The organism is Desertimonas flava, from assembly GCF_003426815.1.
Lineage (GTDB): Bacteria > Actinomycetota > Acidimicrobiia > Acidimicrobiales > Ilumatobacteraceae > Desertimonas > Desertimonas flava.
Genome location: NZ_QKYK01000037.1, coordinates 1 through 25909 on the forward strand (window position 1 = coordinate 1; position 25909 = coordinate 25909).

General features: G+C 70.8%; 19 protein-coding genes. 11 read left to right on the top strand and 8 right to left on the bottom strand.

Annotation, left to right across the window (positions count from 1 at the left end; genetic code table 11):
* Nucleotides 1-222 precede the first annotated feature (222 nt).
* From DN771_RS25680 to DN771_RS30215, 4 genes are all read left to right on the top strand, one after another.
* Nucleotides 223-1674, top strand: coding sequence for an aldehyde dehydrogenase family protein (locus DN771_RS25680; RefSeq protein WP_205528775.1), 1452 nt, complete (start codon nt 223-225; stop codon nt 1672-1674).
* 47 nt (nt 1675-1721) lie between these two features.
* Nucleotides 1722-2810: a class I SAM-dependent methyltransferase gene (locus DN771_RS25685; RefSeq protein ID WP_117000431.1), complete on the top strand. Its 1089-nt coding sequence runs from the start codon at nt 1722-1724 to the stop codon at nt 2808-2810.
* A 66-nt stretch (nt 2811-2876) separates the two neighbouring features.
* Nucleotides 2877-3821: a COX15/CtaA family protein gene (locus DN771_RS25690; protein ID WP_117000432.1), complete on the top strand. Its 945-nt coding sequence runs from the start codon at nt 2877-2879 to the stop codon at nt 3819-3821.
* 172 nt (nt 3822-3993) lie between these two features.
* Nucleotides 3994-5388: an ABC transporter substrate-binding protein gene (locus DN771_RS30215; RefSeq protein WP_227462484.1), complete on the top strand. Its 1395-nt coding sequence runs from the start codon at nt 3994-3996 to the stop codon at nt 5386-5388.
* 115 nt (nt 5389-5503) lie between these two features.
* Here DN771_RS30215 and DN771_RS25700 read toward each other — a convergent pair whose 3' ends face one another.
* From DN771_RS25700 to DN771_RS25715, 4 genes are read right to left on the bottom strand one after another with little or no spacing between them, the layout of a single operon-like run.
* Entirely contained in the window at nt 5504-6232 is a 729-nt protein-coding gene (locus DN771_RS25700) for an ABC transporter ATP-binding protein (RefSeq protein ID WP_117000433.1), read from the bottom strand.
* Nucleotides 6229-7218 (bottom strand): ABC transporter ATP-binding protein, encoded by a 990-nt coding sequence (locus DN771_RS25705; protein WP_117000434.1) that lies wholly within the window; start codon nt 7216-7218, stop codon nt 6229-6231. Before DN771_RS25705 ends, DN771_RS25700 begins: the two co-directional genes overlap by 4 nt.
* On the bottom strand, nt 7208-8203 hold the full coding sequence (locus DN771_RS25710; protein ID WP_117000435.1) for a branched-chain amino acid ABC transporter permease: 996 nt from the start codon (nt 8201-8203) through the stop codon (nt 7208-7210). The genes DN771_RS25705 and DN771_RS25710 overlap by 11 nt, the downstream gene beginning before the upstream one ends.
* Nucleotides 8200-9540: a branched-chain amino acid ABC transporter permease gene (locus DN771_RS25715; protein ID WP_117000436.1), complete on the bottom strand. Its 1341-nt coding sequence runs from the start codon at nt 9538-9540 to the stop codon at nt 8200-8202. Before DN771_RS25715 ends, DN771_RS25710 begins: the two co-directional genes overlap by 4 nt.
* An 81-nt stretch (nt 9541-9621) precedes the next feature.
* Here DN771_RS25715 and DN771_RS25720 point away from each other — a divergent pair, with 81 nt between their 5' ends.
* The 5 genes from DN771_RS25720 to DN771_RS25740 all read left to right on the top strand — a co-directional run bounded on the left by DN771_RS25720 (nt 9622) and on the right by DN771_RS25740 (nt 14214).
* On the top strand, nt 9622-10215 hold the full coding sequence (locus DN771_RS25720; protein ID WP_117000437.1) for a J domain-containing protein: 594 nt from the start codon (nt 9622-9624) through the stop codon (nt 10213-10215).
* Nucleotides 10208-11170 (top strand): L-threonylcarbamoyladenylate synthase, encoded by a 963-nt coding sequence (locus DN771_RS25725; protein WP_205528777.1) that lies wholly within the window; start codon nt 10208-10210, stop codon nt 11168-11170. The genes DN771_RS25720 and DN771_RS25725 overlap by 8 nt, the downstream gene beginning before the upstream one ends.
* Before the next feature lie 155 nt (nt 11171-11325).
* The gene (locus DN771_RS25730; protein ID WP_205528778.1) at nt 11326-12789 is read left to right on the top strand and encodes a GuaB1 family IMP dehydrogenase-related protein; all 1464 of its coding nucleotides are present in this window, start codon (nt 11326-11328) and stop codon (nt 12787-12789) included.
* 6 nt (nt 12790-12795) lie between these two features.
* Nucleotides 12796-13488, top strand: a complete 693-nt coding sequence (gene cmk / locus DN771_RS25735) for a (d)CMP kinase (protein WP_227462481.1) — start codon at nt 12796-12798, stop codon at nt 13486-13488.
* A 30-nt stretch (nt 13489-13518) separates the two neighbouring features.
* Entirely contained in the window at nt 13519-14214 is a 696-nt protein-coding gene (locus DN771_RS25740; RefSeq protein WP_117000439.1) for a lysophospholipid acyltransferase family protein, read from the top strand.
* Nucleotides 14215-14358: 144 nt separating this feature from the next.
* Here DN771_RS25740 and DN771_RS25745 read toward each other — a convergent pair whose 3' ends face one another.
* The gene (locus DN771_RS25745; protein ID WP_117000440.1) at nt 14359-15612 is read right to left on the bottom strand and encodes a M18 family aminopeptidase; all 1254 of its coding nucleotides are present in this window, start codon (nt 15610-15612) and stop codon (nt 14359-14361) included.
* A 74-nt stretch (nt 15613-15686) separates the two neighbouring features.
* Between DN771_RS25745 and pyk the strand changes: the two genes are divergently transcribed.
* Both pyk and DN771_RS25755 read left to right on the top strand, forming a co-directional pair.
* Nucleotides 15687-17147, top strand: coding sequence for a pyruvate kinase (pyk, locus tag DN771_RS25750; protein WP_162942414.1), 1461 nt, complete (start codon nt 15687-15689; stop codon nt 17145-17147).
* A 31-nt stretch (nt 17148-17178) separates the two neighbouring features.
* The gene (locus DN771_RS25755) at nt 17179-17943 is read left to right on the top strand and encodes an alpha/beta fold hydrolase (protein ID WP_117000442.1); all 765 of its coding nucleotides are present in this window, start codon (nt 17179-17181) and stop codon (nt 17941-17943) included.
* 120 nt (nt 17944-18063) lie between these two features.
* Here DN771_RS25755 and DN771_RS25760 read toward each other — a convergent pair whose 3' ends face one another.
* From DN771_RS25760 to DN771_RS25770, 3 genes are all read right to left on the bottom strand, one after another.
* On the bottom strand, nt 18064-19032 hold the full coding sequence (locus DN771_RS25760) for a hypothetical protein (RefSeq protein ID WP_117000443.1): 969 nt from the start codon (nt 19030-19032) through the stop codon (nt 18064-18066).
* Nucleotides 19033-19210: 178 nt separating this feature from the next.
* Nucleotides 19211-24889 carry an ATP-binding protein gene (locus DN771_RS25765; RefSeq protein ID WP_205528779.1) on the bottom strand — a complete coding sequence of 1893 codons (5679 nt, stop codon included), beginning with the start codon at nt 24887-24889 and terminating at the stop codon, nt 19211-19213.
* Nucleotides 24890-24977: 88 nt separating this feature from the next.
* A complete protein-coding gene (locus tag DN771_RS25770; RefSeq protein ID WP_162942415.1) occupies nt 24978-25880 on the bottom strand; it encodes a hypothetical protein in 903 nt (300 codons plus the stop codon).
* Nucleotides 25881-25909 lie beyond the last annotated feature (29 nt).

A 25909-nucleotide genomic window follows, 5' to 3' on the forward strand; every position in this document is an offset into this window, starting at 1 on the left:
CGCGACACCAAGCTCCAGAGCCATGGCAACGCCAGTGACGATGGCCTACCCGACCGATCAGGCCGACCGGCCGGCAACCACCATTATGAACACCCAGCAAGCTCCGCTGGTCGCCGCATCGGAGGGGAATCCCCTCCGAAGCTCCCCTTCGGCGCGCTCGCGTAGAACGAGCGCTGACCGGATCTGGCTGCCGCGCGAGGTCAGCCGAATAGGGTCGGACCGGTGAGGGAGACGGTGCAGGCATTCATCGGTGGGGCGTTCGTCGACGCGGCGAGCGGCGAGACGTTCGACACGATCGACCCGGCGACCGGCGAGGTGCTCGCCACCGTGCCGGCATGTGCGGCCGCCGACGTCGGCGCGGCGGTCGCCGCGGCGCGCGTGGCCTTCGACTCCGATCGCTGGAGCGGGGCGGTCGCCGAACGCGAGCGGGCCACGGTGCTGCATCGCATCGCCGACGGGATCCGGGCCGCCGCCGAGGAGCTGGCCGAGCTCGAGGTGCGTGACTGCGGCAAGCCCATCGCCGATGCCCGCGCCGACATCGACGAGGCGGCGTTCATGTTCGAGTACTACGCCGGCTGGGCCACCAAGGCGGCGGGCGACATCCCGCCGGTCGGGCCGGACGCCCTCAACCTCGTGGTCAAGGAGCCGGTCGGGGTGTGTGGCCTCATCGTGCCGTGGAACTACCCGCTGCTGATGGCGGTGCAGAAGGTGGCGCCGGCGCTGGCCGCCGGCTGCACCACGGTGCTCAAGCCGGCGGAGCAGACGCCGCTCACGGCCCTGCGTCTGGCCACCATCGCGGCCGCGGCCGGGCTCCCCGACGGCGCTCTCAACGTGGTGACCGGCTTCGGGCCGGCGGCCGGCGGCCCGCTGCTCACCGATCCTCGCGTCGACAAGGTGAGCTTCACCGGCAGCCGCGACGTGGGGATCCACATCATGCGCGAGTGTGCCGCGCAGCTGAAGCGGGTCACGCTCGAGCTGGGTGGCAAGAGCCCCAACATCGTGTTCGCCGACGCCGACATGGCCGGAGCGATCCCCGGGACGTGCGACGGAGTGTTCGGCAACCAGGGCCAGGTCTGCTCGGCCGGCTCACGGGTATTCGTCGATCGCGCCGTCTACGACGACGTCCTGTCGGCGATGGCCACCCACGCGTCGGCGATCCGCCTGGGAAGCGGACTCGATCCAGAGACCACGATGGGGCCGGTCGTGTCGGCGGCCCAGTACGACCGCGTCCGCAGCTATGTCGATGTCGGACGGGCGGAGGGAGCCAGCGTCGCCTTCACCGGAACGACCCCCGACGACCCGGCGCTGGCCGGCGGCTACTTCGTCGCCCCGACCATCTTCGAGGCGACGTCGAACGATCTGCGCATCGCTCGCGAGGAGATCTTCGGTCCCGTCATGACCGTCATCCCGTTCGGCGACGTCGACGAGGTCGTGCGGCTCGCCAACGACACCGAGTACGGCCTGGCCGCGGCGATCTGGACGTCCGACATCACCAAGGCCCTGCGGACGGCGAAGGCCGTGCGGGCCGGCGTGGTGTGGATCAACGACAGCCAGCCGGCCCCGACCGAAGGCTTGTGGGGCGGGTTCAAGCACAGCGGCATCGGCCGCGAGCTCGGTCCGTACGCGCTCGATGCCTACCAGGAGCGCAAGCAGATCTACATCAAGCTCTCGTGACCGGCCGCGTCACCAGCGACGTGGCCGACGTGACATCGTGAGCGGGTATGACGACACCGACCGACAAGGACGCCCTGGCGCTCTACCAGTTCAGGGTGTTCTCCACGCTGCAGGGCGCGGTCACCGCGGGGATGGTGCACCTCGGCGATCGCCTCGGCCTGTACCGAGCGCTCGCCGACAGAGAAGGTCCGTCGTCCTCGGCCGAACTGGCTGCGGCAACCGGATTGCACGAGCGCTGGGTCCGGGAGTGGGCCTACAACCAGGGGGCGGCCGGGCTGCTGACCGTCGAGAGCGGAGCCGACGGCGGCGCGCTGATCTCCCTGCCGCCTGAAGGTGCGGCCGTCCTGGCCGACAGCGACCACGAAGCGTTCGGCGCCGGCTCGTTCCACCACCTTCCCGACACGATGCGGGCACTCGACCTCGTGCGCGACAGCTTCCGCACCGGCGTCGGTTTCGACTACGACGCCCAGGGTGCCGAGGCCGCCGTCGGCATGGAGCGTTCGTTCGAGCCGTGGCACCGCGCTCATCTCGTCGACGACGTCCTGCCTTTGCTCGACGGCGTGGTCGAACGGCTCTCCGCCGGCGCCGCCGCCGCCGACGTCGGATGCGGCGCCGGGGGAGCGGTGCTGCTGCTCGCCCAGGCCTTTTCGTCGAGCACGTTCACCGGCTACGACATCTCGCAGTTCGCCATCACCCGGGCCGAGGAGCGGCGCGCCGACCTCGGCGTCGCCAACGCCCGGTTCGCCGACCCCCGGCACGATCCGCTGCCGACCGACGGCCGCCTCGCCTTCGTCTCGACGATCGAGTGCCTGCACGACATGACCGATCCGCAGGGCGTCGCCGCCGCCATCCGGGCTGCGCTCCACGACGACGGCACGTGGCTCCTCGTCGACATGAAGGCGCTCGACGGCTACGAGGCCAACGTCGCCAAGAACCCGATGGCGGCGCTGATGTACGGCATGAGCGTGCTCGGTTGCTTGTCCAGCGCCCTCTCCGAGCCGGACGGCGCCGGGCTCGGCACGCTCGGGCTCCACGAGACGCGGGCGCGCGAGATCGCCGCCACGGCCGGCTTCACCCGGTTCCGCCGGCTTCCCGTCGATCACTCCTTCCTGGCGTTCTACGAGGTGCGACCCTGAGGGCGTGACGAGCGGCTCGCCGGGGCGCTTGGAGTTGGCACGACGGCGGGCCCTAGTCTTGGACGGGTGATCACGGCGGCGCGCTATCGCCTGATTGCGCTCGCTGCTCTGGGAGCGCTGGTAGCCATCGTGGTCACTGGCGCGGCCGTGCGCCTCACGGGATCGGGACTGGGCTGCGACGACTGGCCGGCGTGCAACAACCAGAGGCTGATCGACGTGTCGAGCAAGCACGCCGCCATCGAGCAGGTGAATCGCTTGTTCACCGGCATCGTCAGCATCGCCGTCATCGCCGCCGTGCTCGGGTCGGTCATCCGCCGGCCGCGCCGCAGCGATCTGATCTGGCTCTCGGCCGGGCTCGTCGCCGGCGTCGTCGGTCAAGCGGTGCTGGGCGGCATCACCGTGCTCGTCGATCTCCACCCGGTCGCCGTGCAGGGCCACATGTTGCTGTCGCTGGTGCTCGTGGCCACTGCGGTGGTGCTCGTGCACCGCGCGTCCGAGCCCGATGACGGTGATCTCGTCCGGCCCGTGTCCCCGGAGATCAATCGCCACGTCGTGGCGATCGGCGTGCTCACTGCCGTCGCCCTCGTCACCGGCACGGTGGTCACCGGGGCCGGACCGCATGCGGGCGACGAGGACGTCCAACGTTTCGGTGTCGACATCGGCAGTGCGGCCCGGGTGCACAGCGTCACGGTCTGGCTGGCCGTGGCCGGCATGCTCGCGCTGGCCTGGCGTCTGCGCCGTCGGCCGAGCGAGCGGGCGCACCTCTCCGAATGGATCTCCAGCTGGGTGTTCATCGCCCTGCTGCAGGGCGCGATCGGCTACGTGCAGTACTTCAACGAGATCCCGGCGCTGCTGGTCGGCATCCACGTGTTCGGCGCCACCAGCCTCTGGGCGGTCACCGTTGCGGTCGTCCTGCGCACGGTTCCCGTCCGGCGCGGCGCCGAGGTGGCGGTCGCCGGTGACGGCGCCAACTCGTTGTCCCGGCCGGTCTCGGCGATCACGGCCGATTGAGCCGGAGTCGCCTCCAGCCCGTCGGGCCGCCGGCGCCCGGCGCCGGACGCACGGTGTTCGGCGACGCGTTACCATCGGGCCACCCAAGAAGTCCGGGGTAATCCGGCCCCGTTCGGAGCAGGGGGAGTACCAACATATGCAACGATCACGCATCAGCCGAGTGGCTGTGCCGATGATCCTGGGGGTGTCGCTGGTGGCGGCGACGGGCGCAGTCAGCGCCTCGGCACCGCCCGACAGCGAACCCGCCGGGACCGAGGCCGCCGGTTCGGCGGCGCCAGGAACCGAGACGGCGGCCAGCGCGGCTCCGGGCGACTCCGGCCCCGGTGGAGCGAGTGCCATCGCTCGGTGTGGTTACGCCCCGAGCGACGTGACCGACGGCGACATCTCGGGCTTTGCCGGCACCACACCTGCCGGTGAGCTGACGCCCGAGTTCTTCGACCGGCTGTGCAGCGTCGACCCCAACCTCGAGGATCTCAACTACGCGCCGGAGACGTACGACGCAGTCGTCATCGTCGCTCTCGCCGTCGAGATCGCCCAGACCGACGGCATCGCCCATGCCAGCGAGATCAACGGGGTCACCAAGGACGGCACGAAGTGCTACACCTTCGCCGAGTGCAAGGAGCTCATCGCAGCCGGTGAGGACATCGACTACGACGGTGCCTCCGGTCCGCTCGAGTTCGACGGCAACGGTGAGCCGCTCATCGCCAGCTACGGCCTCTACAAGATGGGCGACAACAACCGCATCGACCCGGCTCTGACGCAGTACATCTCCGTCGAGGGCGAACCGGCATTCCCCGAGGAGGTCCCCGTCGAGGGCACCCGCGAGGGTGACGGCGTGCTCACCATCGGCACGATCCTGCCGCAGACGGGGTCGCTGGCCTTCCTCGGACCACCCGAGTTCGCCGGGTTCAACCTGGCGATCCAGGAGATCAACGAGAACGGAGGCGTGCTCGGTCAGCCGGTCGTGGGCATCGAGGGTGACTCGGGCGACACGACGACGGACCAGGCGAACCAGACGGTCGACCGTCTGCTCGCCGAGAACGCCGACGCCATCATCGGTGCGGCCTCGTCGAGCGTCACGATGACGGTCATCGACAAGGTCGTCAACGCCGGCGTCACGCTGTTCTCGCCGGCCAACACGTCGACCGAGCTGTCGACCTACCCGGACAAGGGCCTGTACTTCCGTACCGCCCCGCCGGACATCTACCAGGGCGATGTGCTCGGTCAGTTCGTCATCAACGACGGCAACCTGACCGTGGCCATCCTCGCCCTGAACGACGTCTACGGGACGAGCCTCGCCGAGCAGGCGACGAACACGATCGTCGAGTCCGGTGGCGAAGTCGTGCTCTCGTCGATCTACGACCCGGCCGCGACGTCGTTCGACAGTGAGGTCGACGAGATCGTGGCGGCCGACCCGGACGCCATCATCGTCATCGGCTTCAACGAGTCGAGCCGCATCCTGCGGACGATGGTCGAAAAGGGCGTCGGCCCTCGCGACAAGATGGTGTACGGCGTGGACGGCAACATCGGCAACGCCCTCGGCGTTGACTTCGACGCCGGCAACTGACGTCACCCACGACTGACAGTCGGAAGGCCCGGATCCGCGAGGGTCCGGGCCTTCCCGCGTGATCCGGCGAGGTGTGATCGGGCGCGCAAGGGCGGCCGAGCGATGCGGCGGGCGATCAGGAGCGGGCGAGGGTGCCGAGGTAGAGCTCGATGACGCGCGGGTCACCGAGGAGGTCGCGGCCGGTGCCGCTGTAGGCGTTCTGACCCTGGTCGAGCACGTAGGCCCGGTGGCAGACCTGGAGGCAGCGGCGGGCGTTCTGCTCGACCATGAGGATCGCCACACCGGTCTCGTTGATCATCTTGCAGCGGAGGAACACCTCGTCCTGCAACATCGGCGAGAGGCCGGCCGACGGCTCGTCGAGGAGTAGGAGCGTCGGGTCGAGCATCAGGGCACGGCCCATCGCCACCATCTGCCGCTCGCCGCCGGACAACGACCCGGCCCGCTGGTCGGCGCGCTCGGCGAGGCGGGGGAACAGGCTGCTGACCACGTCGTAGCGCTCGGCGAACCGCTTCGGGGCGAGGAAGCAGCCCATCTCGAGGTTCTCGCGCACCGTGAGCGCCTGGAAGACGTTCTTGGTCTGGGGCACGAAGCCGACGCCCTTCTGGACGAGTTTGTGGGCCGGCTGCCCGGTGATGTCCTCGCCGCGCAGCAGGACCGTGCCCGAACGCACGGTGACCATGCCGAGCACGGCCTTGAGGAACGTCGACTTGCCGGCCCCGTTCGGTCCGATGATGCCGACGAACTCGCCCGGGCCGACGTTGAGGTTGCAGCCGTTGAGGATGTTCACCTCGGGCACGTAGCCGGCGACCAGGTCGGTGGCGTCGATGATGTCGCCGGTGCTCATTCGTCGGCCTCCCCCTTGGCCTCCGCCTCGTCGCCCCAGTCGGACTCCTCGTGCTCGGCGGTGATCTGCTGCAGCGTGTCGACGCCGAGCTCCTCGGCGTCGAGGCCGAGTTGGGCGATCGCCGACTCCTCGTCCATGGCGCCGAGGTCGACGTCGTGGTGGGCGCCGAGGTAGGCGTCGATCACGCGTTGATCGCCGGAGATCTGCGTCGCCGTGCCCTCGGCGATGAGCCGGCCCTCCGCCATCACCAGCACCCAGTCGCTGATCTCGTGGACCATGTCCATGTCGTGCTCGACGAACAGCACCGACCGGCCCTCATCGCGCAGCAGCGTGATGTGCTCCAGCAGGCTCTGCTTCAGCGCCGGATTGACGCCGGCCATCGGCTCGTCGAGCATGATCAGCGACGGGTCGGTCATCAGTGCTCGAGCCATCTCGAGGAGCTTGCGCTGCCCTCCGGAGAGGTTGCCGGCGAACTCGTCACGCATGTGGTCGAGGCGGAAGCGGGCGAGCAGCTCTTCGGCCCGCTCGGTGATCGCCGCCTCCTGCCGGTTCCACAGGAACGGCAGCGGCGCGGCCCAGATCCGTTCACCCAGCTGTCCGGTGGCGCCGAGCCGCATGTTCTGGATGACGCTGAGCCGGGCGAGGCTCTTGGTCAACTGGAACGTGCGGACCATGCCGAGGCGGGCGACCTGGTGGGGGGACTTGCCGCCGAGCTCGCGCCCGTCGAACTGCCACCGCCCGCTGTTGGGCTGGTCGAAGCCGGTGAGCAGGTTGAAGAACGTGGTCTTGCCGGCGCCGTTGGGGCCGATGAGCGCGGTGATCTGGTTGCGCTGGATCTCGGCGTGTTCGACGTCGACGGCGACCAGGCCGCCGAAGGCGCGCCGGATGCCGTCGGCGACGAGGATCGGATCGGATTTGGCGACCCCTGGCTCGGGGCGGATGGTGTCGACCGCCACGGGCTGGGCGTCGAACGGTTCAACGGACATCGAAGACCTGCTCTCGTCGATCGCCGAAGATTCCCTGAGGGCGGAAGACCACGAGGCCGGCCAGCGCCAGGCCGACGACGATGAGTTTGACGACGCTGAAGTTGGTGGAGTCGACCAGCCAGTCGGGCAGCTTGTCGTTGCGCACCGACTGGTCGAGCAGGTTGTCGACCAGCTGGATCACGAAGAAGAAGATCAGTGTGCCGACGATCGGACCCTTCACGCGGCCGATGCCGCCGAGCACGATGATGGTGAAGGCGAAGAACGTGAGCGTCGTGGCGTACTGGCCGGGCTGGGCCGACTGGGTCTGAGCGCTCAACATGAGGCCACCGATCGAGCCGATCACACCGCCCAGCACGAGGCTCTGCATCTTGAACGCCAGGACGTTCTTGCCCAGCGAGCGAGCGGCGTCCTCGTCCTCTCGAATGCTCTTGAGCACGCGGCCCCACGGGCTGCGCATGAGGGCCCAGACCAACAGCGCGATGAGGAGCACGAGCGACCAGCCGAGCACCATCATGAACAGGCGGTAGCCGTCGATGACCTGGACGCCGAGCTTGTAGCGGCCGTCGTTGGGCCACGGGTTGAGGTCCTGGAACCAGCCCGTCCACCCGTTCTTGCCGTTGCTCCCGCCGGTGAGCCACGTGAAGCGGCTGCTGTTGAGGAAGTAGCGGATGATCTCCGACGCGGCGATCGTGACGATGGCGAGGTAGTCGGCGCGCAGCCGCAGGGTCGGCACGCCGAGGGCGAGGGCGAGGGCGACCGATGCGCCGAGGACGAGGCACAGGGCGAAGGGCACCCGCCACTGGTATTCCGAGATGGTGATCGCAAAGGCGTAGGCGCCGACCGCGGCGAACCCGGCCTGTCCGAAGTTGAGGAGGCCGGTGTAGCCGACGTGGACGTTGAGCCCGGTGGCGACGAGGCAGTACGCAGCGGCGTTGGCGTTGATCGCGGTGTACAGCGCGTTCCAGAAGATGAGCTCCCAGTTCATCCGATCCGCTCCTTTCTGCCGAGGATTCCTTGGGGCCGGATGAGCAGGATCACGATCAGGGCGATCAGCGCGCCGACATTCTTCAGGTCGTTGGCGTTGCTCACGACGAACGTCCACAGCTCGACCATCACGCCGACGACGAGCGAGCCGATGAGTGCGCCGAACGGGTTGCCGAGGCCGCCCAGCGTGATCGCCGCGAACATCAGCAGGAGCAGCGTGAAGCCCATGTCCCAGCGGATGCCGTACTCGAGGCCGTAGAAGACGCCGCCGAGGCCGGCGAGGGCGCCGCCGAGGATCCAGACGACCCCGATGACCCGGTCAGAGTCGATGCCGCTCGACGACGCGAGGTCGGGGTTGTCCGAGACGGCCCGGATCGCCTTGCCGAACCGGGTGCGGAGCAGGAAGAACGACACTCCGAGGATCATGGCCAGCGAGATGCCCATGATCCACAGCGACCGCGGCGGGAGGTCGACGGGACCGATCGCGATGGGATCGCGCTGCAGCGTGAACTGACCGTACTGCTTGAGGTCGCCGCCGACGAGGAAGAGGTAGAGGTTGCGCAGGCCGAGGGCGAGGCCGATCGACACGATCATCATCGACGTCAGGCTGGTGCCTCGTCGTCGCAGGGGTCGCCAGAGTCCCAGCTCGAGGCCGGCACCGGCGGCGGCGGTGGCCACGATGGCGACCAGGGCGGCGACGATCAGGGGCCAGGTCGTCCAGCTGCGATTGAGCCCCCAGGCGAACAAGGCACCGAACGTGACCATCTCGCCGTGGGCGAAGTTGGAGAGACCCGTCGTTCCGAAGATGAGCGAGAGTCCGATCGAGGTGATGGCGATGATGGTGGCCAGCTTGAGCCCGTTGGCCAGGGTCTGGGGCAGCTGGCTCCACTTGCCCTGGACGGTGCGGAGGTCTTCGCCGAGGTTGAAGACCTGCGTGGTACTGCTGCGGGCCCGGATGTCGCGGGTGGAGGACGCCTGCTCGTCGGGCAGCGTCAGGCCCTCGGGCAGCGTGTCCGTGTCGAGGCGGATGACGTAGGTTCCGGGCTCGGGCAGCGAGATCCGGTAGGTGCCCTGGTCGTCGGTGACGGCCTCGGCGACGAGCTCGCCCTCCTCGGTCTCGACGACGATGCGCACCCCGGGGACACCTTCGCGAACGCGTTCGCCGTCCTCTTCGTACTGGTTGTTGACGCGGCCCTGCAGCGTCTGATCCCCGTCTGCGGTACCGGCCGACGCATGACCGCCGCCGCCCAGCCCGAACAACGTGAGCAGGAGGAAGACCAGCGCCGCGAAGACCCCCGCTCTGGGTAGGCGTGAGGTCCATGGTTGCTCGCCGTTCATGGTGGCGCGGGACCTTACAAGACTTCGCGGAGGGTGGTGCGCAATCGCGTGCAAGCGTTACGGGGCCGCAACAATGATGTCGTGGAGCCCATCGATGCCGCTCGTCGCCTGCTCGGTGTCACCGCCGACGCCGGAGTGGAGGACGTTCGCGCCGCTCGCCGGCGGCTGGCCAAGGACCTGCATCCGGACGCCGGCGGCGACGAGTCGGCGATGCGTGCTGTGAACGAAGCGGTCGAGCTCGTGCTCGACGATCTGGCCCGTCCCGCAGCCGGGCGGGCGGGCCCCGGATCGGCCACCGCGGGAGCTGCGGCCTCGCCGCGGCCCGGTTCTGGCTTCCGTCCGGGCCGGGTCGACCACGACGTCGCCTCGTTCACGATCGAGGCTCTCCCGGTGGTCGCCTTCGAGGCGCTGCTCGTGGTGACCTCGTGGATCGGCGAGGTGGTCGTCGACGAACCGCCATATCAGCTCGAGGTCGTGCTGACCGATCCGCTCCGCTGTTGGTGCCGGCTCGACATCGTGCCCGATGCCGGGGCGAGCACCGTGGCACTCACCATCGCCTCGCTCGCCGACGAACCACTCCCGGCGATCGACTCCGTGCGCGACCTGTGGGTCGCCTGCCTCAACCAGGTGGGTGCCGACCCCGATGGGCTCGACGGGAGCGGGCATCGTGGCTGACCCCCGGCAGGGCACCGTTCCCGACGGCCTGGTGACCGTCGATGTCGCCAGGGCGGTGGCATCGATCGTCGCCGGCGGCCTGGTCGCCATGCCCACCGAGACCGTGTACGGCCTCGGTGGCGATGCCACCAACGACGGCGCCGTGGCGAGGATCTTCGCCGTGAAGGGTCGCCCGACCGGCCATCCGTTGATCGTGCACATCGCCGCCGCCGAGGCGCTCGACGACTGGGCGGCGGAGGTGCCGCGGTTCGTACGCGACCTCGCCGAGAACTGCTGGCCGGGTCCGTTGACGATGCTGCTGCGCCGGTCGGCGCGGGTTCCCGACTCGGTCACGGGTGGCCGCGACACGGTCGGGCTGCGGGTTCCGGCCCACCCGATGGCGCTCGACCTGCTCGCCCGGTCCGGGCGGGGGATCGCCGCCCCGTCGGCCAACCGGTTCGGGAGGGTGAGCCCCACGACGGCGCAGCACGTGCTCGACGACCTCGGCTCGCTGCTCGACCCGGCGCGCGACGTCATCCTCGACGGCGGGGCGAGCCCGGTGGGCGTGGAGAGCACGATCGTCGACTGCTCGGTGTCGCCGCCGCAGGTGTTGCGGCCGGGTGGGATTCCCATCGCCGACATCGAGGCCGTGCTGGGCTCCAGCCTGGCGGCGGCGGCTGGACCGTCCCGCGCGGCCGGAATGCTCGCCTCGCACTACGCGCCCCGCGCCACCGTCGAGCTCGCCGAGTCGTCCGACGCCGCCCGGCGCCGTGCGGCTGTGCGGACGGCGGCGGGCGAGCAGGTGCGGATCCTCGACTACGGCGACGACCTGGTGCTGGCGGCCCGGTCGCTCTATGCCGACCTCCGCGACGCCGATGGCGCCGGCACGACACGGGTGATCGCCGTGATGCCACCCGCCGTCGGCCTCGGCCACGCGATCCGCGACCGCCTCACGAAGGCCGCGGCCGCTCGCTGACGGCGCCTGACGGAATGTGCCTGGCCCATCCCGTCAGGCGCACCGGTCGCCGCTGCGGCGGCCGCCTCGGTCGAACATGTGTCGGCGCTCGTCGGGCGCCCTAACCTTGGAGCGGCCGTTTCGCGGCACTCACCCCGACCAGACGGATCACCACCATGCGCATGCTCAACTCCGCCACGTCACCAAGCGCCGGCTCCGGCGGCGCCGGGTTCGACCTCACCTACAACGACGTGTTCATGGTCCCCAGCCTCTCGCGGGTGCCGTCACGCCTCGACGTCGACCTCACCACTCCAGATGGCATCGGCACGACGTTGCCGGTGGTGGTGTCGAACATGACGGCCGTGGCCGGACGGCGCATGGCCGAGACGATCGCCCGGCGCGGGGGACTCACGGTGCTGCCGCAGGACATCCCGCTCGACGTCGTCTCCGCCGTCGTCGACTACGTCAAGAGCCGTCATCCCGTGTACGAGACGCCGATCACGCTCTCGCCGCATCACACGATCGGCGACGCGCTGGCGCTGATCCACAAGCGCTCCCACGGCGCGGTCGTCGTGGTGGACGAGCGCGGCGTGCCGTTCGGGGTGTTCGAGGAGGCCGACGCGATCGGTGTCGACCGGTTCACCCAGCTCCATGTCGTGGCCAATCGGGAGATGCCCACCCTGGACGACGGCATCAGCGCCGTCGAGGCGTTCGACGTGCTCACCGCGCAGCGCCAGTCCCTCGCCCTCGTCGTCGACGACGAGGGCCGCATGGTCGGCGTGGTCACCCGCAAGGGCGCCCTGCGTTCCACCATCTACCGTCCGGCGGTCGATCGCAACCGTCGCCTGATGATCGCCGTCGCCGTCGGCATCAACGGCGACGTCGACCTCAAGGTCAAGGCGCTCGAGCAGATGGGCGTCGACGTCCTGGTGATCGATACCGCCCACGGCCACCAGGAGCGCACGCTCCGCGCCGTCGAGGCGGCGCGTGCCGTCGCCCCCGACGCCCCGATCGTGGCCGGCAACGTGGTCACCGCCGAGGCCACACGCCAGCTCATCGACGCCGGCGCCAACATCGTCAAGGTGGGCGTGGGTCCGGGCGCGATGTGCACGACGCGGATGATGACGGGCGTCGGCCGCCCGCAGTTCTCCGCCGTCGTCGAATGCGCCGCGGCGGCCGCCGAAGCCGGGGGCCACGTGTGGGCCGACGGCGGCGTGCGGTATCCGCGGGACGTCGCCCTCGCCCTGGCCGGCGGGGCCGCCAACGTGATGTTCGGGTCATGGCTGGCCGGCACGTACGAGTCGGCTGCCGACACCCTGCGCGACGCCGACGGCCGGCTCTACAAGGAGAACTTCGGCATGGCATCCCACCGGGCCGTGCAGAACCGCAACCGCGGTGAGGCCGCCCTCGAGTTGGCCCGCAAGGAGCTGTTCCAGGAGGGCATCAGCACCTCGCGGATGTACCTCGATCCCGAACGCCCGGGCGTCGAGGACATCTTGGACCAGATCGTCGCCGGGGTCCGTTCGGCGTGCACGTACGCCGGCGCGGCGACGATCCCCGAGTTCTTCGAGCGAGCCGTGGTCGGCGTGCAGAGTCAAGCCGGCTATGCCGAGGGCCTCCCCAACGGGACGAGCTGGTAGCTCTCGATGACGTCCAACGATGTCGAACCCGATGGCGGCTCGACGGCGATGCGGGTCATCGCGATCGACGGCCCAGCGGGCGCCGGCAAGAGCACCGTGGGGCGCGAGGTCGCCCGTCGACTCGGTCTCGAGTACCTCGACACAGGTGCGATGTACCGAGCCGTCGCCTTTGCTGCGTTGCGTCGCGGGGTGTCGGTGAGCGACGAGCAGTCGGTGGCCGAGCTGGCCCGGGAGATGCGCTTGTCGGTCTCGGAGCACGAGGTGATCGTCGACGATGTCGACGCCACCACCGAGATCCGCGGCCGCGCGGTCACCGAAGCGGTCAGCGCGGTCGCCGCCAACCCGGCCGTGCGGGACGAACTGCGGGGGCGGCAGCGGGCGTGGGCGCGCGAGCACGGCGGTGGGGTGATCGAGGGGCGCGACATCGGCACCGTCGTCTTCCCCGACGCCGATCTCAAGCTGTACATCACGGCGTCGCCCCGCGAGCGCGCCGAACGCCGCGTCCGCGAGATCGGCGGCGACGTCGCCGACGTCGAGTGGTCGATCACCGAGCGGGACCGGCGTGACATGAATCGGCTCGACGGCCCGTTGCGCGCCGACGCCGGCGCGGTCGTCGTCGACACCACCGGGCTGACGATCGGTGAGGTCGTCGACCACATCGTCGCCATGCTCCCGGCCCACACCTCTGACGCCTTATGACCAGGGACGCCTCATGACCAGGGACGCCTCATGAGCAAGTACGCCTCGACGTTCGCCGGGACCGGACGGGTGAGCCGGGCGGCCTACTACGTCGTGCGGGCGATCGTCGCCACCGCGACGCGGCTCTACACCCGCATGCACATCGACGGACGCGAGCGTCTGCCCCGCACCGGCGCCTACGTCCTCGCTCCCGTCCACCGGTCGTACATCGACACGCCGATCTCGTCGTGCCTCACGCGCCGCCGCCTGCGCTTCATGGGCAAGGACTCGCTGTGGAAGTACCGCGCCTCGGCCTGGCTGCTCTCGTCGCTCGGTGGCTTTCCCGTCACTCGTGGCACCGCCGACCGGGAGGCGTTGAAGCGCTGCGTGGCCGTGCTGGAGGCGGGCGAGCCGCTGGTGCTGTACCCCGAGGGGGAGCGCAAGTCGGGGCCGGTGGTGCAGCCGTTGTTCGACGGCGCCGTGTACGTGGCCCTGCGGGCCGGGGTGCCGATCGTGCCGGTGGGGATCGGTGGCTCCGAGCGCGTGATGCCGAAGGACGCCAAGTTCATCTTCCCGCGCAAGGTGCACGTGGTGATCGGCGAGCCGATCCTGCCCGTCGCCACGGTCGGTGATTCGGGTCGCGTCGCCCGGTCGGCGATCCGCCGCCACAGCGACCAGCTGCACGCCACGTTGCAGGAGCTGTTCGACGAGGCGATGCGCCGAGTCGGCACCCCGAACGAGTACTGACGCCGCCCGCCCCCGATTCGAGACGGAACCGCCGCGACGGGAGGGTATCTACCCACCGCCGCAACCGGAGGTATGTACCGGACGCTTCGGTGGGGTACGTACCCTCCGGACTCGGTCGGGCCGGGCGGTCGAGTCGAACGACGCTCAGCCGAGGTAGGCCTCGAGCGCCTTGGCGAGGTGCCCGGGGTCATCGGCGCCGCAGAGCTCGCGGGCCGAGTGCATCGACAGCTGTGGCACACCGACGTCGACGGTGGCGATACCGAGCCGCGTGGCGGTGATCGGACCGATCGTCGAGCCGCACGGCACGTTGTTGCGACTGACGAACGTCTGCACCGGTACGCCCACATCGGCGCAGGCCCGCTGGAACAGCGCGGCCGTTCCGGCGTCGGTGGCGTAGCGCTGGTTGGCGTTGATCTTGATCGCCGGCCCGTGGTTCACCAGCGGCGCATGGCCGGCGTCGTGACGCTCGGGGTAGTTGGGATGGATGGCGTGGGCGTTGTCGGCCGAGACACAGCTCGACGCGGCGAAGACGCGCTGCGTGCCGTCCGCGTCGGCGACGCCGACCGACGCGAGCACGCGGGTCAGCACGCTGTCGAGGACGGGTCCGGCGGCGCCCGATCGTGACGCGGAGCCGACCTCTTCGTGGTCGAACAGGGCGACGACGGCGATGTGGTCGGTCGGCAAGACGGCGGTGAGTGCAGTGACGCCGGCCCAGCACGAGACCTGGTTGTCGAGCCGGCCGCTGGCGAGGAGCGACCGGTCGACGCCGAGGACCGCCGCCGGCTGCGTGTCGTAGAGGCACAGATCCCAGAACGCCGGGTCCCGGGCATCCAGGTCGGCTCCGGTCTGCTCGGCGAGCCAGGCTGCGAACGAGGTGCCCTCGCTGGACGCCCAGACCGGCCGGAGGTGCTGGTGCTTGTCGAGGACGAGCCCACGGTCGTTGACGTCCCGATCGAGATGGATGGCCAGTTGCGGGACGCGTGCCACGGGATCGGACACGTTGACCAGGGTGCTCGTGCCGTCGGGGGCCACGACCCTCCCGGCGATGCCGAGGTCGCGGTCGAGCCAACTGTTGAGCAGCACGCCGCCGTAGATCTCGACGCCCAGCGAGCGCCAGTTGGCCAACGCCTGATCGGGGCGGGCGTGGATGCGCAGCCCGGGGGAATCGGTGTGGGCGCCGACGATGCGCAACGCCGACGCCGACCCCGACGGCAACCGCCACGCGACGAGCGCGGCGCCGCGCCGCACGTAGCCGGCGGGCGGCACCTCGTCCCACCGCTCGGTCTCGTCGACCTCGACGAATCCCGCCGCGCCGAGGAGCGCCGCTGCGGACGCCGCGGCATGCCAGGGGGAGGGGGACGCGTCGAGGAAGGTCATCAGATCCTGCACGCCCGCCATTCAATCGCGTCCGTCCCGCTCGCAGGGCCGAGGCCCCTGCGCGGGGACCGAGGCGGTCTGGTAGAGATGCGGGGGTGAGTCGCCGCACGAAGATCGTCGCCACCATCGGACCGGCGTCCGAGTCACCCGAGTCGCTGAAGGCGCTGATCGCCGCGGGCGCCGACGTGTGCCGGCTCAACCTCAGTCATGGGACCGTCGAGGAGCATCTCGCACGCCTGCGCGCGGTACGGGACGCCGCGGCGTCGAGTGGCAGGCACGTCGCTGTTCTGGCCGACCTTCCGGGGCCGAAGATCCGGGCCGGGTCGTTCCCCGAGGGTGGCGTCGACCTCGCCCCAGGGAGCGTCGTGCGATTCGTCCCCGGCGACGCGCCGAGCAGCGCCCATCAGATCAGCGTCGACTACGACGACCTGCTCACCGACGTGGTCATGGGTGACCGCATCATCCTCGGCGACGGCGGGATCTCGCTGCGCGTGGTGTCCGTGACCGGCGACGCCGTGCTCGCCGAGGTGGAGTCGGGCGGAAAGACGCAGGGCCGGCCGGGCGTGCACCTGCAGTGCGAAGGGTTCACCCTGCGTGCTCCGACGGCCGAGGATCTCGAGCTGGCCGAGCAGATGGCGGTGGCGGGCGTCGACTACATCGCCCTGTCGTTCGCCCGATCCGCGGCCGACATCGATGCCCTGAGAGCCGTCGTCGGCGACCGCGCCCGCATCCTCGCCAAGGTCGAGACCGGCTCGGCCATCGCCGCCATCGCCGAGATCGCCGATGCCGCCGACGCCGTGATGGTGGCCCGGGGCGACCTCGGCATCGACGTCGCCCTCGAAGACGTGCCCCATCTCCAGAAGCGCATCATCCGCCACTGCGTCGAGGTCGGCACTCCGGTCGTCACGGCGACCCAGATGCTCGAATCGATGATCGACGCCCCGACGCCGACCCGTGCTGAGGTGAGCGACGTCGCCAACGCGGTGTTCGATGGCACCGATGCCGTCATGCTCTCGGGCGAGACGGCGATCGGTCGTGACCCGGCGCTCGTGGTGCGCACGATGGCCACGATCGCCGAGCGAGCCGAGCGAGAGGCCGACTACCGGCAGTGGGGCACCCGCCTCGTGCGGGCCCAGCGAGGCCGCGCCGACGGCACCGCTGAACTGGACGACTCCGAGTTCGTCGCCGACCGCATCAGCGAGTCGATCGCCCACGCCGCCTGGCAGGCCGCCGACGACGTCGGCGCGTCGACGATCATCTGCTGCACCCGGAGCGGGCGATGCGCCCGCAACATGGCGCGGTTCCGCCCGGCGGCCCGGTTGCTCGGCATCTCACCCCACGAGTCGACGCGGCGAGCCCTGGCGCTCTCGTGGGGCGTCGAGCCGCTGGCCGTGGACGAGGCGGCGTCGACCGACGAGATGGTCTGGTTCGCCGTCGAGCGAGCCGTCGCCGGCGGCTGGGTCGCGGCCGGCGACACGGTGGTCGTCATCGCCGGCGCCCCCGACCGGGCGAGCGGTGCCGCCGCCGACGTGATGCGGATCGTCCGCGTGGGCTGATGACCGGCACGACGCCTAACGTCCGCAGGTGATGACCGGGATCTGGAGCCACGAATCGGGCGCCGAGGACGCTCCGCTGCTGGTGGCGATCCACGGCGCGATGGACCGCTCGGCGTCGATGGTGAAGCTGTCGCGCCTGCTCGACCACGAGTTCCGCGTGCTGCGCTACGACCGGCGCGGCTACGGGCGGTCGAAGCCGCACGACGGGCCGTTCACGATGCACGACCAGGTCGACGACCTGGTGGAACTGGTCGGCGAGCGCCCGGCGATCCTCTTCGGCCACAGCTTCGGCGGCGACGTCGCCCTCGCCGCCGCCGACCGGTACCCGGGCCTGGTGCGCGCCGTGGCGGTCTACGAAACGCCATTGTCCTGGCTCGACTGGTGGCCCGGCTCCACCAAGTCGTGGCCCGCGGGCCAGGACCCGGCCGTGGCGGCCGAGCGCTTCATGCGCCGCATGATCGGCGACGACCGATGGGAGGCACTCCCTGCCCGGTCGCGCGCTGAGCGGTTGGAAGAGGGTCCGGCGCTGACCGCGGAGCTCGCCGATCTCGCGGCCAACGCGCCCTGGTCGTTCGAGCGGATCACGATGCCGTTCGTGGCGATGTACGGCGGCGCCACCGTCAATCATCACCGCACGGCGGCGATCTACCTCGCCGAGCACATCCCGGGCACCGTCCGTGACGGCGCCTTCGACGGTGCGGCCATCCCCGTCGCCGGCGCATCCCACAACGGTCCCTACACCGACCCGCAACCGGTCGCCGACGTCCTGCGCGCCCTCGCCAAGATCGCCACCTGACGCCCCGCGAACTGTGAGCCCAGATGGCAGGTCTCTGCGTCCGTGGCTCACACTTCCCGGGCGGCTCGACGGGCCCGCCGCGAACTGTGAGCTCAGGGCGCAGATGTCCGCGCTCTGCGCTCACCGTTCGCCGGCGCGGAGCGCTCGCTGGCGAACGCTCACGAGCTCACGGACCACCTTGCACACCTCGGCGGGCCGGCGGGTGGCGTACCAGCCGAGGTAGATGAGCTCCCACCCGGCGAGCGCCGCTCGCAGGTCGCGGTCCTCGTCGAGATGCTCGGCGTCGGGCCCGAAGTGGAACCGCCGGCTGTGCGCCTCGAGGCCGAGCCGAACGGACGGGAAGGCGATGTCGGGACGGGCGACGAACTCGCCCGCCTCGTTGACGATGCTGTGCTGCAGCTCGATCGGCGGCAACGCCGGATCGTCGAGACACAGGGCGAGCAACTCCTCGAACCAGGTGGCCGGCAGCTGACCTTCCCACGGGATCGAAGCGAGCAGACGCAAGAGGACCCCCGTGCCACGCTGGCCCGGTCGATGCAGCCGTTCGACCACGTCACGCGTCAGCGCCAGGTCGAGCCGGTTGCGCCGCGCCGACGTCAAGGCCTGGCGGACGCTCTGAGGCGGCACCACCGAGCCGAGGTCGGCCAGCGTCCGTGGCACGGTGGTGCAGCGGAACCCGTCGACGAGGGCCACGTCACAGGGCTCCATGGGCGTCACGTGGTGGACCACCGCGCGAACGGCCGGGGCGAGACGGAACGATCGCGACACGCTGACCTCGATCATCGCGTTCCGAGGTTCATCGAAGCCGTCGAAGCCGAGGAGGCGGGCCGCGGAGCGGTGCGAGACGACCGCGTGGTCGCCGGCGGCGAGCATGACCACCATCAACCGCTGCGTCCAGGACGCCTCGACGCCCTGGAGCGTCAGCACGCCAGGCAGCGGCTCGGCCAGCCATCCCGCGCGCTTGGCCGTGGCGACGCGGCGGGAGTCGAAGCCGACGGCGGTGGCCTGGCGGCGCGTGAGCGCACGGTGCTGGCCGGCCGCCAGGGCGATGACGGCGTGGCGGGCGACATCTCGATCGACGGTGGTCATCACCGGATCGTCCGCCCCCGCACTCACTGCGAGCCTCACCGCGGGCGCCGGTGACGAGATCGGTGAGCTCACAGCGCAGATGTCCGCGCCGTGAGCTCACAGATCGTCGGCGCCGACCGGCGAATCGGAGAAGTGTGAGCTGACAGCGCGGAAACCCGCGCTCGTGGCTCACAGATCGTCAGCGGCGGGCGTCGATCTTGGCGAGGCCGCGCTCGACGGCCTCGATCAGCTCGGGGCGCAGGCGGGTGGGGTCGATGATCCGATGCACCGAACCCACCGCCTGGGCCCGCTCGACGCTGTGGATGCGGTCGAACTCGGCGGCGACCTCGCCGAGCTTCTCGGCCCGCACCAGATCGCGGGTCTCGGCGAGCTCGGCTCGCCGCACGTTGGCCTCGTCCTCGGCGGCGCCGGCCACCTTCGCCTCCAGCGCCTTCACCCGCGGATCGGCACCAGTGCGCTCGTCGACCTCGCGGGTGAACACCACGGCGGCGGCCGGGGCGCCGCCGATGACCGAGGCGAACGACCCCTCGACGGCCAGGACCTCCATGTCATCGTTGAGCCGGGCCGAGAACACGACGAACGCTCCGCCGTGGTAGCGCGAGATCACGCAGAGCACGAACGGCCCCTCGAAGTTGACGATGGCCCGGCCGATCTCGGCGCCGTACTCCAGCTGCAGTCTCCGCAGGGACTCCGGCGAGCCGTCGAATCCCGACAGGTTGGCCAGGACGACGACCGGTCGCCGGCCCGACGCGGCGTTGATGGCGCGGGCGACCTTCTTCGACGACAGCGGGAACAACGTCCCGGCCGACCACTGGGCGGGGCCGTCCGCCGGTGTCGAGCCGTGACGGGGGAGTGGACGTGACTCGATGCCGATCATCGACACCGCATGGCCGCCGAGACGACCGTCGTACACCACGGCCATCTCCGCCTCGGCCATCTCGGCCCATCGCTCCAGCGGCCGGCGATCGGCGTCGAGGACGGCGCCCATCACCGTCCGCACGTCGAACGGCTTCTTGCGGTCCCGGTTGGTGCTGTCGGAGAAGATCGCCCCGACCGTGGTGAACTCGCTGCCCTCGACGGTGTGAACGGCCTCGCCGGCGTCGCGGTCGCGGGGATCGTCCGTGGCTGCCGGCCGCGGCCAGCGCTCGCCTGGCGCCCGGTACGTGAGCTCGTAGTGGTCGAAGAGCACGTCGCACGCCGCCGCGATGGTGGGCGCGAAGTACTGCGCCTCGCCGTTGGGGCCCATCACGCGGGCATAGCCGCCGATGCCCAGGTTGTCCTCGGCCGACACGCCGCCGGAGTAGTCGATCGCCTGCTTGCCGGTGAGCACCATGGCGCTGTCGGGCGTCATCACGAGGATGCCGGATGTGTGCATCAGCATCGTCGCCTCGGCGTTCCAATACGGCTGGGCCCCGACGTTGATGCCGGCGACGACGACGTTGACCTCACCGCCGACCCGCCCGCCGACCCGCCCGCCGTCCCGCCCGCCGACCCGCCCGCCGTCCCGCCCGCCCGGCTGCGTGTGCTCGACGAGCCGGCGCAGGACGGTGGCGACCCAGTCGAGGTTCTCGCTCCCCGAGTCCATGGCGATCTTGGCACCGGCCGACAGGGCGAACCACTCGATGGGGATGTCGCGCTCCTCGGCGAGGTCGATCGCCCCGAGGATGCGCCGGCACTCGGCCTCGGTGATCGCCCCCATCGCCTTGGTGGGGTCGCCGCAGATCGCGACGCGCGTCACCCCTTCGGGATAGCGCGCTGTCGGTGTCGAGACGATGCCCACCACCACGCCGGCCTTGTTCAGCCCGCGGTCACGATCGACGGGAACGAGTCGATCGGTGTCGTCGAGGTCGTACTCGACGAACGACCCGCCGCGGCCGGCCAGCAGCGGGATCAACTCGTACGGGTAGACGAGACCCCGGCGCCGGGCCTGGATGTTCTTGCGGGTGTACTCGTCGAGCGGCTGCATTGGCGCGGCGGGCGGCTCGGTGACGCGGACGGTCAGACCGCGGCCGGGCTCGTAGCCGAGACGAAGGACCGTCTCGATCGGCTCGGCCACGTCAGGCGACGCGAAGCGGGCGCTGACCACCACCTGCTCGATCCCGAGGCCCTCGGTCAGCGGTGTCAGGCGGCGGGCGATGGCCCGGACCTCGTCGAAGCCGAAGTCGACCGGCGGCCACACGTAGAGCATGACGCGGTTCCACTCGAGACGCCTCCCATCGGATCTCCGGGCGAGGGCCTGGCGGATCGCGTCGAGGCAGCCGACGAGCACGTGCTCGACGCCGGGCAACGCCACCACTCGCCCGGCATCGTCGCGGACCGGCGTGAGATCGCGTACCTCGGCGACCGCCACGAGCCGCTCGTCGCTAGCGGTGTCGCGCGCCACGCAGTTGAAGGCGTACACGTCGTCGGCAGACGGGAGCCGGGAGATCTCGAAGTTGGCCAGGCGCCACATCTGCAGACGCCGGGCGATCATCGGATGGAGCCCTCGGAACTTGACATCTTCGCGGAATCGATCGCGGCGGGCGTTCTCATCGTCGGCGACGTCGGCCAGCATCCAGTAGGGCCGCACGCCGTCGTCCCCAGCACGGCGGAAGGTGAGTGGCAGGCTCGCCGAGCCGTCTGGCCGGGCGGCGATCACGGCGACGCGGCGCACGAGGCCGGGCAGCGCTGAGGCCGCGACCGCATCCTCGATCGGGCCGGCGATGACGTCGATGGACCGGTCGTCGGCGGGTGGAAGACAAGCGTACACGTCGACGACAGCGGTGTCCGGGAGGGACACGTCGCCGGCGGCGGCGGACGCGGCGTCGAGCGCGTCGGCCAGCTCGCCCGGCCGCGCCCGGAGAGCGATCACGTGGACGATGCGACCGTTGTGGCGGTACATCGCCCGGACCACGGCGAACCCGTCCACGGTCTCGACGCGCAGGTCCTCCAGGGTGCGGATCTTGTAGTAGCGGCGCGTCAGGATGGCGAGCAGCGGGCCGGGATCGTCGGTGGTGCCGAACCGGTCGCCCTCGGTGAACAGCGCCATGAGCGGCAGGGGGCAGGCGACGAGCGTGTCGGCCCGGGCGGCGGCGGTGGCGGCATCGACGCCCGGTGCGGTGAGCTCGCTGAGGACCGTGCGCATCTCGCTGCGCACGCTCGACTGGTGGGCCTCGATGACAGGCCGGTCGAAGTAGCGGTAGCGGACCCCTCTCGCCAGGCTGGCGATCGAAGGGTGGCGGCGCTGCGTGGACTCGATGAGACGGTCGAGGGCGTCGCGGAGCCGGGACGGGTCCTCGGTGGCCGGGGCGCCGCTGAGTCGATCCTCGAGCAGGGCGGTGACGACGCCCAGCTGTTCGTCGCGGCGGTGATGGGCGATGGCGATGCGGACGAGCGCGGCCTGCAGTTCGGCGGTGACGTCGAGCGTGCCGACGCCGTAGTGAGCGACGGCACGGGAAATGCGGTCGACGAACCACGAGGGGAGGCCCTCGCGCTCTGCGTCGAGCGAGCGCAGGTAGGCGCTGAACAGCTCGCGTGGGGTGCTCGTCACGACGGCTTCGGGATCGCGCCGCTCGGGCGACAGCGAGCAGAGGTCGGCGAACAGCCCGAGCGCCTCCACGTCGGCGTCGTCGTGCGGGGACCGGCAGCTGATCGCGGCGGCCGCCGATCGAGCTGCCGCAGGACCGACGTCGAAACCGAGCATGAACCCCCGCAACGTCGCGGCGGTGTCGCCGGCACCGCCCTCGGCGGCGGTCGGGCCGACGAGTTGGGCGAGGGTGAGTGCGGGCGTGGCCGGGGTCTGGTCGTCAGAGGTGGTGGTGGACGGTTCCACCCGGACGAGCGGCGCGCCGGCGTCGACCTGGGTGTTGCGCGTGACGAACACCTCGCCGACGCGGCCGTCGACGGGGGCGTTGATCGCCAGTTCCATCTTCATCGCCTCGACGACGGCGAGTCGCTGGCCGGCGACCACCTCGTCGCCGGGGGCGACGTCGACGCCGACGACGAGCGCGGCGGCCGGCGCCCGGACCACGCCCGCTTCGTCGCGCGAGAAGCGATGGGTCACGCCGTCCACCTCGACGAGGAAGTCGCCGGTGTCGTCACAGTCGGGGGGCGTGGCGATGACGACGAACGAACGCCCGTCGACGACGAGACGCGACCGCGTCCTCGTGAGGCGGTCGACCCGGACGTCGACCTCGTCCCGGCCGAGCCGGACGGCGAAACGGTCGGTGCCGAGCGTGCGCACGGGGATCCGGTACGAATGCGCGCCGTGGCGCAGCTCGACCTCGTGGCCGATGGAGCTGTCGGCATGGGCCCGTCCCCGCGCCGCCGTGCCGAAGAACCGTTGCTGTTCGAGGAGGGCGATGTCGAGCGCCGCGTCGACCGCCGCGGCGACGAGCGCCACATCGGCGTGGCGAGTGACGAGGTGCTCGTCGGTGGCCGTGAGCCGGTCGAGCCACGCCGTGTCGATCGTGCTGTCGAGCACCTCGGGTCGCTCGAGGAGGCCGAGAAGGAACGACTTGTTCGTGGTGCCGCCACGGACGAGCGCGACGGTCTGTTCCAGAGCGCGCCGCAGCCGAGCCATCGCCTCGTCCCGGTCGCGGCCCGACGCGATGATCTTGGCGATCATCGAGTCGTACTCGGGCGGGATCACATCGCCCTCGGCAACGCCGGTGTCGACCCGCACGCCGGACCCGACGGGGAACGTGAGCGTTTCGATCGTGCCCGGGGACGGAGCGAATCCGCGCTGGGGATCCTCGGCGTTGAGGCGGGCCTCGATGGCGTATCCCGACGGGGCCGGCGGCTCGGGGTGGGGGAGGGCACCGCCCGACGCGACGTGCAGCTGCAGCTTGACGAGGTCGACGCCCGTGGTGAGCTCGGTGACCGGATGCTCGACCTGCAGCCGGGTGTTGACCTCGAGGAAGGCGAAGCCCGACAGCACGTCACCGGCGGTGGGGGAGGTCGGGGGGTCCACGGGGGGCGGAGCCCCCCTTGAGTACAGGAACTCGACGGTGCCGGCGTTCGTGTACCCGGCCAGCTTGGCGAGGCGGACGGCAGCGGCACGCAGCTCGCGGTCCTGGTCGGGAGTGATCGCCACGCAGTGGGACTCCTCGATGACCTTCTGGTTGCGGCGCTGGAGGCTGCAGTCGCGCACGCCGAGCGCCCACACCGTGCCGTGCTCGTCGCCGATCAGCTGCACTTCGACGTGACGAGCGCCGGTGACGACGCGCTCCATGAACACGGTCGGGTCGCCGAACGCCTTGGCCCCTTCGTTGCGGGCGCTGTCGAAGGCCTCGGCCAGTCCCTCGGGCCCGTCGACGCGGCGGATGCCTCGCCCGCCGCCGCCGGCGGTGGCCTTGATCATCAGCGGGTAGCCGATGCGCTCGCCGGCGGCGATGGCCGCGGCGAGCGAGTCGACCGGGCCGCCGCTCCATTCGGCCACCGGCACGCCCGCTTCCTCGGCCAGCAGCTTGGCGCCGATCTTGTCGCCGAGGCGCCGCATCACGTCGGGCCGGGGACCGATGAACGTGACGCCCAGCCGATCGCAGAGCTCGGCGAACTCCGGGCGCTCGGCGACGAAGCCCCAGCCGACCCACGCGGCGTCGGCCCGCGCAGCAACGAGGGCGGCCTCGAGGACGGAAAGGTCGAGATAGGGAGATCCGGTCGCCGCCGAGTCACGCCCGGCGTCGATGCACACCGCCTCGTCGGCCTCGCGGACGAACATCGCCCGCCGCTCGGCGTCGGTGTGGAGGGCGATGGAGCGGATGTCCTGACCCGTCTCGTGGCGCAGCTCGCGCACGGCGTTGACGAGGCGCATCGCCGCCTCGCCGCGATTGACGACGGCGATTCGCCGCACGCCGGTGGAGCCCGTGATCGTCACTCGGGGGATCGTAGATCTCGGCGATGGGCCGACCGTGATCCCCTCCCGCCGTCGGACACGGGGCGGCCCGGCGCCGGTTGGCGAGGCGTCAGGCGAAGAGGCTGCGGTCCTGCCGGGCGGGCTCGGCCTTGCGCAGCATCTCGATGCGGTGGGCGGCGGCCACGGCAGCGATCGCTCCCGCCGGCTTCACCCCCGACGTCGTCTGGCCCGTGGTGATGCTCAACCACTCCTCGTAGTCGATCTCGTAGTCGGCCACCCGCACCATGATCTCGTAGGGCGTGCCGTAGATCTCGCCGTCGACGATCACCTCGGCTCGCGGGTGAATCGTGGCGTCGGGATCACGAAGGGGCCAGTCCGTCTCCCAGAGGAAGGCGAGCACGTTGGTGACGTCGAACGCCGTGAAGTCGCGCACGCCCTGATCGGTGACGTCGGTGGTGACCGATACCGACACGGTGGCCGTCAACTCGTCGAACGTGATCGGATCGACCGCCGTGATCGCGTCGTTGTTGTCCATCAGCTGGTCGCCGATCGGCCCGCTGTCGCCGACGAGGACGGCGACGGCGTCGAGGACCGCTTGGTCGGCGGCCGAGTGGTTCGCCGGATCTGGAGCCGGCGTGGGGTCCGGCGTGGGGGTGGGATCGGGCGTCGGGTTGGGCCCAGCCGGCAGTTCCGATCCGGGGACGGTGTCCGACTTGGTGATCGCCGTGAACGTGTAGACACCGGGGGAGACGAGGGTGGCGACCGCCGCGATGCTGTCGCGTCCGACGAGGGCGAAGCACAGCATCTCACCGTCGCTGTTCTGCGTGGGCGGGAGCGTGCACGTGATGTCGCTCGGGCGCAGACTGGTGTTGGCGAGGAGATAGACGCGGAACTGGGCCTCGGCGAGCTCCGAGTTCTTGTCGCCGTCGCCCGCCGCGGTGGCCACGCCGGCACCGGTGGTCGCGGCCAAAACGGCGGCCACAGCTGTCCCCACGATTGCACGACGTCGCATCCGCAGGACACTAGACCCTGCACCCGACG

What these genes read in the sequence shown, in the direction of transcription:
- DN771_RS25770 (WP_162942415.1), bottom strand. Translation starts at nt 25,880, where the DNA reads ATGCGACGTCGTGCAATCGTGGGGACAGCTGTGGCCGCCGTTTTGGCC.
- DN771_RS25700 (WP_117000433.1), bottom strand. Translation starts at nt 6,232, where the DNA reads ATGAGCACCGGCGACATCATCGACGCCACCGACCTGGTCGCCGGCTAC.
- DN771_RS25705 (WP_117000434.1), bottom strand. Translation starts at nt 7,218, where the DNA reads ATGTCCGTTGAACCGTTCGACGCCCAGCCCGTGGCGGTCGACACCATC.
- cmk (WP_227462481.1), top strand. Translation starts at nt 12,796, where the DNA reads ATGACGTCCAACGATGTCGAACCCGATGGCGGCTCGACGGCGATGCGG.
- DN771_RS25760 (WP_117000443.1), bottom strand. Translation starts at nt 19,032, where the DNA reads ATGACCACCGTCGATCGAGATGTCGCCCGCCACGCCGTCATCGCCCTG.
- DN771_RS30215 (WP_227462484.1), top strand. Translation starts at nt 3,994, where the DNA reads ATGATCCTGGGGGTGTCGCTGGTGGCGGCGACGGGCGCAGTCAGCGCC.
- DN771_RS25730 (WP_205528778.1), top strand. Translation starts at nt 11,326, where the DNA reads ATGCGCATGCTCAACTCCGCCACGTCACCAAGCGCCGGCTCCGGCGGC.
- DN771_RS25715 (WP_117000436.1), bottom strand. Translation starts at nt 9,540, where the DNA reads ATGAACGGCGAGCAACCATGGACCTCACGCCTACCCAGAGCGGGGGTC.
- DN771_RS25685 (WP_117000431.1), top strand. Translation starts at nt 1,722, where the DNA reads ATGACGACACCGACCGACAAGGACGCCCTGGCGCTCTACCAGTTCAGG.
- DN771_RS25740 (WP_117000439.1), top strand. Translation starts at nt 13,519, where the DNA reads ATGAGCAAGTACGCCTCGACGTTCGCCGGGACCGGACGGGTGAGCCGG.
- DN771_RS25745 (WP_117000440.1), bottom strand. Translation starts at nt 15,612, where the DNA reads ATGGCGGGCGTGCAGGATCTGATGACCTTCCTCGACGCGTCCCCCTCC.
- DN771_RS25710 (WP_117000435.1), bottom strand. Translation starts at nt 8,203, where the DNA reads ATGAACTGGGAGCTCATCTTCTGGAACGCGCTGTACACCGCGATCAAC.
- DN771_RS25755 (WP_117000442.1), top strand. Translation starts at nt 17,179, where the DNA reads ATGACCGGGATCTGGAGCCACGAATCGGGCGCCGAGGACGCTCCGCTG.